Raw genomic sequence first — 12,600 nt, forward strand, 5'->3', positions numbered from 1 at the left:
ATGATCAGTACGACATAAGCTCGATACGTCAGTATCAGCGTACTATTGGTATGGTTTTTTTATTGCTTACTGTCGAGAGCGGTGCAGGATTTCGATAAATGCGCTACACCATATGCTCTGTCAAATCGAGTACCTGATTGGCCACGCCCACTGATTGGTGACTGGTCATTAAGATTGCCCCGCCCGCATTGGCAAAGTCGCGTAACTTGTCTTCCATGCGCGCCACCATATCGACATCAAGCGCGGTAAAAGGCTCATCGAGTAGCCACAATTCCGTCACCTCAGGCGTCAATAAATACAATCTTGCAAGAGTGATACGGCGGGTTTGCCCCGCAGACAAATGGCTTGAGCTGATGGTTTCAAACCCTTGTAATCCCACCCATGTGAGCGCATCATCAATGTCGTCAGGACTTGGCGTGATACCATACAAATTGAGCAAAAATGTCAGGTTTTGTGCGACCGTGAGATTGGGATGAATACCTAACTGATGCGAGATATACAAAGGCTGTGTGGGCAAGCCTGTGCTTCCTTGATAAGCAACCTCACCTGTCAGCACTGGCAACAGGCCAGCCAGCTGCATCAATAGCGTCGTCTTACCTGTTCCATTGGCACCAATAAGGTGACAAATACTACCCGCCGATAAGTGTAGTGACACCGCTTCACAGAGCGGAACTTCATCGCGTTGAACGGTCAACTCATCAAGTACAAGTAAGGGTGTATCCAAAGCCGTCATCAAAACCTCTCATTATTTATCAAGCGGCAGTCACTATTCATCACAAACAAGTACCATGTTCGTGGCATAATACTTTATACGTACTAAAAACACACAGTATAACAAATTGTCGATAACTATGACCTTAAAACCTATGCAGACTTCAAAAGACAGCCAAAACCAAACGCCTCAGGCAGATACTACTCACACAAATGCTAGTCAGTCAAATGCTAGTCAAAAAGATACTACTGAAAGTAGCGCCTTGACTATAGAGAGCCTCATCGATGCCCAAGTTGCGTTTATGCAGCAGTGGCTGTATAAGCAATCTGAGCCTTTGAGCCGAGAGGCTTGGCAGTGGTTTGGCGAGCAACCGCTACACAAATACGTCAGCCGCGATCATTTGCAGTATCTTATCAATGATTGGATTCTGAGTCAGCCAATGAGCGAGATAATGCGTACGGATATCCGTGATATCTTACACGCCGTGATTTATCATCCCGTCAATGACAACGTGCCGTTGTCTGAGCTGGTAGACGACACGCAGGTTGAGATGCTCGCCAATTATGTCGGCAGTCATGAGCAGCAGCGTAATGTCTTGATTCATACGCTGGTCGGCAACGAAACCTTTGCCGATTTACTTACCCAAACGCTCTACCATGCCATCAATGATTTTATGGAAACCACGCTCGATAAAGCAGGCGGCGTCGGTAAACTGATGAAACTTGGGCGCAGCTCGTTTGAAAAAGCCACCAACAGAAACCTTGATGAAAAGCTGCAAGCCTATTTGAATCGTAATATCAAAGATTTGGCACGCCGAGCAGAGGCCAATGCGCAAGAGCACTTATCAAACGAAGAAGTCGCGCGATTGTTAATCACAGGTTGGGCACGAATCAAAGAGCAGCCAGTCAGTCATATCCAAACCTACCTGCGTGATGAGCCTGATGACAGCAGTATCGAGCATATTGAAGCCAGTATTCAGCAAAGCTATAACCGCTTGCGCCTGTCGCCTTATGTGCATAGCCTTGTGGCAGCGGGCATCGATACGTGGTACGCCAATCATCAAACCGATTCTATGGCGACCATCGCGGCAAGCTTATATGTCGATGCCGAGGCCATGAGCCAATTTAGCACAGCGCTATTGCCTATCGTACACGATGCTCTAAACAGCGCGTGGTTTGAAGCACACACCCGCGAGATGCTGCAAGCGTTTTATGATCAGCCAACGATTAAAAACGGTCTGACATTGAACGATCAATAATTGATCGTTTATGTTTTTCTATATTTAACTTCATTTAATTGTCAGTACACTATTTATTATGAGCCAACGCAACAAACTCAGCTTGTGGCAAAAGATCAAACGGTTCCTGACCACCTCAGCGCCGCAGCCGACGAATGAGGACGGCAATAAGTCGACGGTCTCTTCACACCTTGTTGATAGTGCCAACCTAAAGACACGCAATGTCTCAACTCAAAATAAAGAACACGACAATGAGCGCTTGCATGTTAACGCTTCTGAACCGATCACAAAAAAGCACGAGCGTTCTGACACGCCCATTGTCGATGTCTTAAAACATTATTTTGATGAAAAACAGTGGCACTACACTTACTATCGACCCAAAACCCATGACGGTCAGCAATCACATCATTTGTCATTAAGAATGCAGCATCAGCAGCTGAACTGCGGCTATCTGTTTCGTGTGCAAGAAAAAACCAAGCTGCTCGCTGTCTACGGAATCTTGCCATTTTTGATACCAGAGACTCATCAAAGCGCGGCAATGCTACTGATTACCCAGCTCAATTACGACATGCTCATTGGCAATCTAGAAATAGATATCAATGATGGTGAAATACGTTACAAATACGCCATCGATGTCGAAGCAGTTGGCATTAATAATGAGATTATTGATCACCTATTGCAAAGTACGATTGCCATGATCACGGTTGCTAATGAGTTATTTAGCAACTTGGTTAGCAACCAAGATCCGGCTGAAGACTTGCAGACGTTACTCATAGAGCTGCGCGAGCAAACCGATGCGCGTACCTTCTTTTTGCCCACCCAGTTTGTGCAGTAAAGAATAATAAGGCCATCAGTTACATGTAGGCTAATCCTTACATCCTTTCTCGTAAAACTTTTAAAACCTTACAAACCTCATCCAATAAGAATTCTTTTGATATGATGCTAAAAATTGCTTACTCTGACATTTTTCGTTATTCGGTACCCGAAAAACACCGTTTCCCTATGCAAAAATACACACTCATTCCTGAGCGTCTATTGGCTGAAGGGACCATTAATAATGAGAATTTTTTTGCGCCTGCTCGATTAAGCGAAGAGGAGATTTTAACCACGCATACGCCCGATTACTGGCATCATCTCAAAACCCAAACGCTGCCCCGAAAAGAGGCTCGCGCCATTGGTTTTGAGATGACATCAACGCTGGTCGAGCGTGGTCGTTATATTGCTCACGCTACTTATGAATGCGCCTTATTTGCTCAGCAATATGGCGTGGCAATGAATGTCGCGGGTGGCACACATCACGCGTTTGCCGACCATGGCGAAGGATTTTGCGTTCTTAACGATGTCTGTATCGCCAGCAACTTATTACTCAATCGCGGACAAGCACAAAAAATTCTGATCGTAGACTTGGATGTGCATCAAGGCAATGGCAATGCCAGCATTATGCGCGACGAGCCACGCGTGTTCGTCTTTAGTATGCATGGCGCCAAAAACTACCCGTTTCGTAAGCAAATATCAGATTTGGATATTGAGTTGGATAACGAGACGGGCGATGAGGAATACTTAGCCATTTTAAAGAACATCCTTCCCCGCTTAATAGACGAGTTTGCGCCCGATATGATATTTTATCAATCGGCGGTTGATGTACTTGCCACTGACAAACTGGGAAAGCTGGGGCTAACGATCGAAGGCTGCAAAGCACGTGATGAATATGTACTGCGTCAAGCGAAAGTCGCCAATATTCCTATCGCCATTGTCATGGGCGGCGGTTATTCAGAAGACATCGAAGAGGTGGTGGAAGCGCACTGTAATACCTTTCGATTGGCGCAGCAGATTTATTTTAGTGAGACCACTAATTAGTTCAATGACGTACCTCGTCGCCAGTTCAACATAGCAGACTGACATAAAAAAGCATTGCTGGGATAAATTTTCCCCACTTGCGGTGCCTTCGCCGACAGAGGCTTCAAAAAATTCATCCCAGCAATATGTATTTTTTTAAACGAAAGCAACTATGGAGCAACTCAATATTTACCTAATTGCTTGGTTACTTTATAAGGCAGTTTTACATGGCAAAAATATTAATAGGTATCGGCATTGTGCTGGTGATCGTCGGCGTAATTTGGCTAGTGTTTCCCAGTGCCTTTTCGTGGATAGGTAACTTGCCAGGCGATGTTAAGCACACATCCGGTAATACGCGGGTGTATTTCCCTGTGGTTACCATGATCGTGATCAGCGTCGTTGCGACGATCATTCTAAATTTATTTAATCGCTAGTTATACTTCTATTAAAGAAGCGTGGTTATCCCCTGCCAGCCTACGCGCAACCCAAGCACGGTCAAGATTACTAAAATAAGCTGGCGGAAGCGTGCTTGTGGTAAGTAACGACGTAAGCGAATGCCAACCAAAAGCGCCACCATAGATATAGCACTTAATAATGCAATCAGTTGCCACTCACTATTACTTAGTGCCATCAATGGCTCACGTAAAACGATAATTTGAGCGATTTTGCCCAAAAAATAGCACATATTACCCACTTTGGCGATGGTGTTTTTATCATCGCTGGCAGACAATAAGTACATCATCAATATGGTCGACATGGCATTGGTCGAGCCACCAATAACACCTGCACCAAATCCCACACCGATCAGTACAGGCTTGGTATCAGGCAAACGAATCTGCTTACCCAGTAGGCTGCTTATCACATAAAAACCGATGACCGCTGCCAGTACCAACAATATATAAGCGCTATCCACCCACAATAATAACTTTGCGCCCAAAATACTGCCGAGCAAACTCATCAAAGCAAGCAACCAATAGCGCCTGCCGTAATAAATAAAATTTTGCCAAAGCGTACGCCCGCCGCCCGCCAGCCACGTCGTCGCATTGAGCACCAGCGATGGAAAGAGAGTTAATATAATGGCGTGCGGTAATGGATAAATACTGGCAAGCGCTGTGGTTGTCACCAACGTCACGCCCAGTCCACTGATACCATGTAATAAGGACGCCAGCGCAAAGATAACAAGCAGCATTACTGTCTGCATACTATCGTCATCGACAGTTGTCGGCACACCTGCCGTCTCACTCAAAGTTTAGTTCCTGTCTTAATGATGGCCTTGATGACGGCGCACCGAACGGCACGGCTACCCATTTTGACGTTGCCAAAGTGACTCACCAATTATGAGCGCCAATTGCTCGGCGATCTTATCCTTACTAGCCTTTTCCAGAGCGACTGCTTCTCGCTCATAGCGTTCAGAAAAGAACACTTGCATGGCATTATCATTACTGGCAAAACCAATATCAGCTCGTGAGACGTCATTGCACGCGATTAAATCTAAGTTTTTAGAGACAAGCTTACCGCGAGCATAGTGCTCGACGTCTTGCGTTTCGGCGGCAAACCCAACGACAAATAAGTCAGGATTGGCAAGTGAAACAGTGGCCAAGATATCAGGGTTTTTGACCAAGTTCAGTGTCATGGCGTCTTGGGTTTTTTTGATTTTTTGCGGTGCCGCTTCTTCAGTTCGATAATCAGCCACTGCTGCTGTCGCAATAAAGATATCAGCGACTCTCGTGCCGTCATTGCTGCTAACCGCGCTCACATGTGCCTCGTTATGTTCATCGCCGCAGTTACAGTCATCGTGATGATGGTGATGGTCATGATCGTGGTGGTGATCATGTTCCTCTGCAAAGGCTGACGGTAGCGCACTATGTGTGCCATCGATGCATTGCTGGACGGCAAGTAGCATATCTTTAGCAGACAACACATCAATACGAGTGACGTTAAGCGGCGTTGGTAGAGACACCTTACCACCCGCAATCAAAATCACTTCGGCCCCAGCAGCCACACAAGCACGCGCCAAAGCAAAGCCCATCTTGCCTGTTGAGTGATTGGACAAATAACGTACCGGATCGATGGCTTCTACCGTCGCGCCCGCTGTAATCACGACGCGCTTGTCTGCTAGCAGTTGCGGCGTGGTTTGCATGGCGGTAAATAAGAGCACCTCAGCCAATAACTGTTCAGGCTCAGGCAATCGTCCCGCGCCCACATCCCCGCAAGCTTGCTCACCACTGGCTGGTTGTATCATGTGATAATTCATATCACGTAATGTTTGTACGTTTAGATTGACCGCTGGATGCGCCCACATCTGCTGGTTCATCGCGGGCGCAACAATAACGGGTGCCGCCGTTGCAAGGCACACAGTCGTCAACAAATCATCGGCCATCCCCATAGCAAGGCGTGCAAGCGTGTTGGCAGACGCTGGCGCAATGACCACTAGATTCGCCCACTTAGCCAGCTCGATATGTCCCATCCCAGCTTCTGCTTTTTCATCAAGCAATGAGATGTGTACCTCATTACCAGTCAAGGCTTGCAAGGTTAGAGGAGTGATAAACGCTTGAGCGCCTGTGGTCATAATGACACGCACATCAAAGCCTGCTTTGATCAGTAAGCGGGCAAAAATGGCAGATTTATAAGCGGCGATACCGCCAGTAATAGCAAGCACAATATTGGACATAAGTATGGTATCAATGAAAAAGTTGAAAGATAAAAATTGCGCTTATAGTAACAAGTATGAGATAAGTTGGGTAAGATTTTCCGTATTTAACTTAAGTATTTAACTTAAGTATTCAATTTCGGTATCTAACAAAGGCATTTGCAACCCACCCACCGCTGAGGAGAAACAATGGCCATTAAAGATTGGCATGAAGAAGACAGACCACGCGAAAAACTACTGAAATTTGGTGCCGCACATTTGACCGATGCCGAGATTTTGGCAATATTTTTGCGGACAGGCACACAGTCGCAATCAGCTATCGAGCTTGCCCGTCATCTCATTGAACAATTTGGTAGTTTGGCTGAATTATTGGCAGCGCCTCAAGATACGGTACTTGCTTACCACGGTATTGGTCCTGCCAAGTACTCTCAGATACTTGCCTCGCTTGAGATGGGAACGCGCTATCTAGACAGTAAGCTTAAAACAGGTCAAGCGCTTGGGCGCTCGCAAGTGGTCAAGGATTATATCAGTACGCAGCTGCGCGGTGAGTCTCGTGAAGTCTTTGCCGTTCTTTGTTTGGACAACGGACTGAATCTTTTAAATTTTGAGATACTGTTTACAGGCGGTATTTCGTCCTGTTCTGTCTGTATCAAACATGTGTTACGGCACACCTTGAGTCACGCAGCCAGCCAGTTAATCGTTGCGCACAACCATCCACACACCGACTCCAAGCCATCCACCGCAGACAATCTACTGACCTATGAGCTAAAAAAAGCCTGTGATTTATTAGACATAGCGCTGGTCGATCATATTATTGTGGGACGTAATGACACCTTATCTTATGCAGAAAGTTGTTTAATGCCTTTCGATTAGGGCGTGATAGAGGTGGTAGAAAATTCATACCATCCATGCTGGCTCTTTTTTATAGTGACCTTTTTTATAACGACTTTATAGTGACCTGTTTTTATAGTGACCTGTTTTTATAGCGACCTTTTCACAGCTGATTTGCAGGGTTCGAAGATTGTTTTCCGTGTTTATCTCATGGACGTTTATAGCATAGCTTCACAGGGTTGTTTTATAAAATAGTTTTACACGCTCGTTGTAAATTAACAAAGAGAAACTTAGTGTAAAGCTACGTGATACATATTATCGACACAGCGTAGCATTTTAACTACTGATAGTTATCGATAACTGTCTCATATTGATAGCTAACTCATTTTGATCGTTTTCGCTAGCAATCTAGAGCTTAAATGAAAACGCGACTAGAGCTTTAATGAAAATGCGAAAGGATAGATCACCGCCTAGAACAATAAATATATAAATGCAAACAACATCGATTTAAAAATACTGATTCAAAAAACAGCTATTCATATTTTTTACGCTTTTCATTTAGCGTCATAAAGGAGACAGTCATGGCCATTGGCTTATTTATATTAGCAATTCTCATTCAATTAGCCATGGTTTTGGCCATCTTTTTGTTGTCCTTATCGCGGGTCACAGGCAGCGTTGTTGCCCTGATAACCGTCATTGTTACCGCGCTCATTAGCCCTTGGTCGCTGTTATTAGGCATACCCATTGCCCTATTGTGTTTGGTTTTACTCATCGCGCCCATTAGACAGTCGTTAATTACTAAGCCTGTCTACAAAACGTTGGGCGGGGCCATGCCTAGTATGAGTGACACTGAACGTGAAGCGCTCGATGCTGGTACGAGCTGGTGGGAAAAAGAGCTCTTCATGGGCGCGCCTAATTGGGACACGTTTGCAAATTATCCGTATCCAAAGTTATCAGAACAAGAGCAAAGCTTTATTGATAACGAAGTAGAAACGCTCTGTGCGATGCTTGACGAGTGGAAGATTCAGCATGAAGACAAAGACTTGTCTCCTGAAGCATGGCAATTTATCAAAAGTAATGGTTTTTTAGGTTTAATCATTCCAAAAGAATTTGGCGGCCTAGAGTTTAGCTCTTATGCCCAAAGCCGTGTCATGAGTAAGATCGCGTCACGCTCACCTACCGCTGCCGTCACTTGTATGGTGCCAAACTCGCTCGGTCCAGGCGAGCTTTTGATGCATTACGGCACAGATGAGCAAAAACAACGCTGGCTACCAGGCCTTGCCAACGGTGATGAAGTTCCTTGCTTTGGTTTGACAGGGCCTGAGGCAGGCTCTGATGCTGGTGCTATTCCTGATACAGGGGTGGTTTGCTACGGGATGCATGAGGGCGAAAACGTTCTTGGTCTACGTATGAACTTCTCAAAACGCTGGATCACTTTAGCACCTATCGCCACTGTTGTAGGCTTGGCATTCAAAATGCATGATCCAGAAGGCTTGCTTGGCGATCCTAAAAAGACCGATTACGGTATCACTTGCGCCCTTGTCCCTGCCAGCCATGAAGGCGTGGTTACAGGGCCGCGTCATAATCCTATCGGTTCACCCTTTATGAACGGGACGGTCGATGGCAAAGATGTCTTTATTCCGTTAGATTACATCATTGGTGGCGTTGAAAATGCGGGTCGCGGCTGGCGCATGCTGATGGAGTGCTTGGGCGTGGGTCGTGGTATCTCTTTACCTGCCCTATCAACGTCAGCCAGTGAAATGACGTATTTGTCTGTCGGCGCGTTCGCCAAGGTTCGTGAACAGTTTAAGATTTCGGTTGGTAAGTTTGAAGGTGTGCAAGATGCTACCAGCCGTATGGCGAGTAATACCTATATGTTAGAAGCCTTTCGTCATCTTGTGACGTGCGGTCTGAATCAAGGCGGTACGCCATCTGTCATGACTGCCATGGCAAAATATTATGCCACCGAAACCATGCGCGGTGTGGTAAACGACGGTATGGATGTGGTTGGTGGTCGTGCCGTACAGATGGGGCCACGCAACTTTTTGGCAACGCCTTATCAGGCGATTCCTGTTTCTATTACCGTCGAAGGTGCCAATATCTTGACGCGCTCATTGATGATATTTGGTCAAGGGGCGATGCGCTGTCACCCTTATCTATTTGATGAGCTGCAACTACTACAAAGTGAAGACAAAAAAGGCGCGCTCAAAGAATTCGATAATATGTTCTTCAAGCATTTGGGCTATACCTTCAACCGCGGGGCAAAAGCATTTGTGGCAGGATACGTTGGTGGCAGCAGTCACGCCCCAAGCTTTTCTGATAACTTTACCCGCCCTTATTATAAGCACATCAATCGTTTGAGCGCGAGTTTTGCATTAACCGCTGATATGGCACTAGGTTTGCTTGCGGGTGATTTAAAACGTAAAGAGATGCTTTCGGGTCGCCTTGCCGATATTCATGGTCATCTATTTATCTCAACTGCTATTTTGCAGTTTTATGAGCATGGTACCAAATCAGAGTCAGAACGCTTGCACGCTGAAGTGGCTTTACAAAACAGTCTCTACACCATTCAAGAAGCGTTTTTGACGTTCTTTGACAATTTCCCAAATCGTATGGCAGCGGGTGTGGTCAGCTTTGTGACTTTCCCAAGTGGTCGTATCTTCACTCCACCAAGTGATGAGTTAAAACGTCAATTGGGTGATACCTTTATGGATGACTTTGAGGCCAATCCATTCCGCGATTATCTCAAGACCATGGTTTACTACAACACAGAAGCTGATGATATAACCGGACGTATGGAACACGCTTATCAAACGTTACTCGACATAGAACCGTTATGGCAGAAATTTAAAAAAGCAGAGCATAAAGACAGCTTTGAAGGTCTTACGTTTGAGGACCATGTGGTTTATGCCAGTCAAAACAATGAGATTACAGAAGAAGAAGCCGAAGTTCTTATTCAATATAACGCCCTGCGTTTTGACTCATTGTTGACGGATGTGTTTGATGAGCATCTTGTAAAAGCGCTGAAACGTGGCAACCCTCATAGCCTTGATAATGCGGTACAGCAGCTTACCGACTATGCTCAGCTAAAAAATGATGCGCAAGCTAAGCACGGTATCCCAGCCGATAGTAATGCAGCGACGGATAAAAATGAAGAGACTGGCGACGCCAATCCCAATCATGGTTATGAGAGTGACGGCGATGTAGAAATGGTCTCTGAGCAGCACACCGCTCAAGAAAAGCAAGATCAAGCGAGTTTCACTGACTCAAACCCTGATGCCGAAGCCCTTGATCATCGTCATCGTGACGCCGCCTCGCATTTGAATGAGCGAATGGGCAATAATCACAATCAAAATCAGTACAACGCGGACGACTCTAAACAGGTGCTTGACACTGAGCGCCCTAGAAATGCGGACATGACGACTGACAATGTAGAGAAAGCACCTTCTACTCATGCCAGCGATAGCACTGATACTAAGTGGCAAGACGGCCTGCGTCGTGACGAAAACGATAAAGTCTAAGCAGCTAACAGCCTTAAATATCGTTGTTTAAATCCTTTGCATAAAAAAGACTGTCCAACTTGGGCAGTCTTTTTTGTTGGTAGATGAATATTTTACTTCTTAACGCTCTCCAAAGTGTATTACTATTCCCTTTGTTGATCCTAAAAAATGCTCTAAATGGCTTAAATATGAAATACCTATGCACTAAACTATAAAAATATGTTGCAGTGACCTTAATAATTATTTTATATTGCGCAGTCATTTGACATAAGCAATGGACAGAAAATCTCCAACAATGAAGCATTAAATATAGCAGCATCAATGTGACAATCATTAATGCTGCTATATCTGATACTGGGCATTTTGTATAAAAAGGATATATATTATGTGGAAAAATATGGGACTGACGGGCAAGATCATCGTTGCCATGGCGCTTGGTATCATACTGGGTTTATTTATCAATTATTCAGGACTGAATGCGGAAGGCGGTTTTGTTCATACCTACATAACCAACGGTTTTCTCGCCATTATTGGCAAACTGTTTGTTAACTCGCTAAAGATGCTGGTTGTCCCATTAGTACTCATCTCCCTTATTTGCGGCGTTTGCGGTATTGGCGACATTCGCTTGCTTGGGCGTATCGGCGGTAAGACATTTTTTATCTATATGATGACAACCGCATTAGCCATTGCAACCGCGATCGGACTTGGCATTGTGTTTGGTATCGGCAAAGGCATGAATATCGCAACGGAAGCTGCTTTTGAAGCCACATCAGCACCGCCGTTAATAGACGTATTTTCTAATATCGTGCCATCTAATCCCATCAGCGCGATGGCAAACGGTGACATGTTATCGATTATTTTCTTTGCTATTCTTATTGGTATCAGTATTTTGATGGTCGGCAAGCCTGCCAAAGGATTGGTGCAAAGCTTGGAGCTTATCAATGAAGTCATCCTAAAAATGGTGACCATCATTATGAACCTTGCACCATACGGTGTGTTTGCGCTGTTAACCAAAGCCATGGCTGAGCTTGGTTTGGATCTTATTTGGTCATTGCTTGGTTACGTTGCCGTCCTGGTTGGTTCGCTGGCTTTCCACTTTTTTATTACCATGATGATCGTTCTCAAACTGTTTTCAGGTTTGTCGATCAAGACTTTTTTGGCAAAAATGCGCGAAGTACAAATTTTTGCGTTTAGTACCTCAAGCTCAAACGCAACCATTCCTATTACGTTGCGTACCGTAACTAAGCGCATGGGCGTTAATAACTCAGTCGCTTCGTTTACCGTTCCTTTTGGTGCGACCATCAATATGGATGGTACGGCCATTATGCAAGGGACCGCGACCATTTTTATTGCCAATATTTATGGTATTGATTTGAGTGTGACCGACTATCTGATTGTCATCTTGATGTCGGTATTGGCCTCTATCGGAACGGCAGGGGTTCCTGGTGTTGGCTTGATTATGCTATCAATGGTATTTGCTCAAGTGGGCTTACCTATCGAAGGTATTGGCCTCATCTTAGGTGTGGATCGTATCCTTGATATGTTACGTACGGCTGTTAACGTCGGCGGTGATGCAGCAGTGACAGCCATTGTGGCAAAGTCAGAAGGTAAAATGGACTTAGCCGTTTATAATGATCCTGAGGCCGGCTCTAAAGACGTATTCGATGCTCACATTGATGAAGACAATGAGCGTGAATTCTCTAAAGTCATGAATGATGGCATCATGGGTAGTGAGTACGATGACGTTGACCGTCGTCACTAACCACTTCTGCTAAATAGCTATTCATAACATAAAAAACCTCAGTCACATATGCACATGGGCTGAGGTTTTTTT

Annotated in this window: 10 protein-coding genes; 7 read left to right on the forward strand and 3 right to left on the reverse strand. The window is 45.2% G+C overall.

The window, feature by feature from the left end:
* Positions 1 to 103 precede the first annotated feature (103 nt).
* Positions 104 to 733, reverse strand: coding sequence for a heme ABC exporter ATP-binding protein CcmA (gene ccmA, locus AAJP47_RS03300; RefSeq protein WP_346716464.1), 630 nt, complete (start codon positions 731 to 733; stop codon positions 104 to 106).
* A 133-nt stretch (positions 734 to 866) separates the two neighbouring features.
* Here ccmA and AAJP47_RS03305 point away from each other — a divergent pair, with 133 nt between their 5' ends.
* From AAJP47_RS03305 to AAJP47_RS03320, 4 genes are all read left to right on the forward strand, one after another.
* Positions 867 to 1,970: a hypothetical protein gene (locus tag AAJP47_RS03305; protein ID WP_346716465.1), complete on the forward strand. Its 1,104-nt coding sequence runs from the start codon at positions 867 to 869 to the stop codon at positions 1,968 to 1,970.
* A 58-nt stretch (positions 1,971 to 2,028) separates the two neighbouring features.
* On the forward strand, positions 2,029 to 2,784 hold the full coding sequence (locus AAJP47_RS03310; protein WP_346716466.1) for a YbjN domain-containing protein: 756 nt from the start codon (positions 2,029 to 2,031) through the stop codon (positions 2,782 to 2,784).
* A 104-nt stretch (positions 2,785 to 2,888) separates the two neighbouring features.
* Complete coding sequence (locus AAJP47_RS03315; RefSeq protein ID WP_346716572.1) at positions 2,889 to 3,806, forward strand: histone deacetylase family protein; 918 nt, start codon at positions 2,889 to 2,891, stop codon at positions 3,804 to 3,806.
* 206 nt (positions 3,807 to 4,012) lie between these two features.
* The gene (locus AAJP47_RS03320; protein ID WP_346716467.1) at positions 4,013 to 4,219 is read left to right on the forward strand and encodes a DUF2905 domain-containing protein; all 207 of its coding nucleotides are present in this window, start codon (positions 4,013 to 4,015) and stop codon (positions 4,217 to 4,219) included.
* Between the two features lie 11 nt (positions 4,220 to 4,230).
* Here the strand turns inward: AAJP47_RS03320 and AAJP47_RS03325 are convergent, their stop codons facing one another.
* Positions 4,231 to 4,986 (reverse strand): sulfite exporter TauE/SafE family protein, encoded by a 756-nt coding sequence (locus tag AAJP47_RS03325; protein ID WP_346716573.1) that lies wholly within the window; start codon positions 4,984 to 4,986, stop codon positions 4,231 to 4,233.
* A gap of 99 nt (positions 4,987 to 5,085) precedes the next feature.
* Entirely contained in the window at positions 5,086 to 6,456 is a 1,371-nt protein-coding gene (gene coaBC / locus AAJP47_RS03330; RefSeq protein ID WP_346716468.1) for a bifunctional phosphopantothenoylcysteine decarboxylase/phosphopantothenate--cysteine ligase CoaBC, read from the reverse strand.
* Between the two features lie 168 nt (positions 6,457 to 6,624).
* On the opposite strand from coaBC, the gene radC reads away from it, so the two are divergent.
* The 3 genes from radC to AAJP47_RS03345 all read left to right on the forward strand — a co-directional run bounded on the left by radC (position 6,625) and on the right by AAJP47_RS03345 (position 12,528).
* Positions 6,625 to 7,308, forward strand: a complete 684-nt coding sequence (gene radC, locus AAJP47_RS03335; RefSeq protein WP_346716469.1) for a RadC family protein — start codon at positions 6,625 to 6,627, stop codon at positions 7,306 to 7,308.
* A gap of 539 nt (positions 7,309 to 7,847) precedes the next feature.
* Positions 7,848 to 10,787, forward strand: coding sequence for an acyl-CoA dehydrogenase (locus AAJP47_RS03340; protein ID WP_346716470.1), 2,940 nt, complete (start codon positions 7,848 to 7,850; stop codon positions 10,785 to 10,787).
* A gap of 364 nt (positions 10,788 to 11,151) precedes the next feature.
* Positions 11,152 to 12,528, forward strand: a complete 1,377-nt coding sequence (locus AAJP47_RS03345) for a dicarboxylate/amino acid:cation symporter (protein WP_346716471.1) — start codon at positions 11,152 to 11,154, stop codon at positions 12,526 to 12,528.
* Positions 12,529 to 12,600: the final 72 nt, after the last annotated feature.

Source organism: Psychrobacter halotolerans (assembly GCF_039680845.1).
Lineage (GTDB): Bacteria > Pseudomonadota > Gammaproteobacteria > Pseudomonadales > Moraxellaceae > Psychrobacter.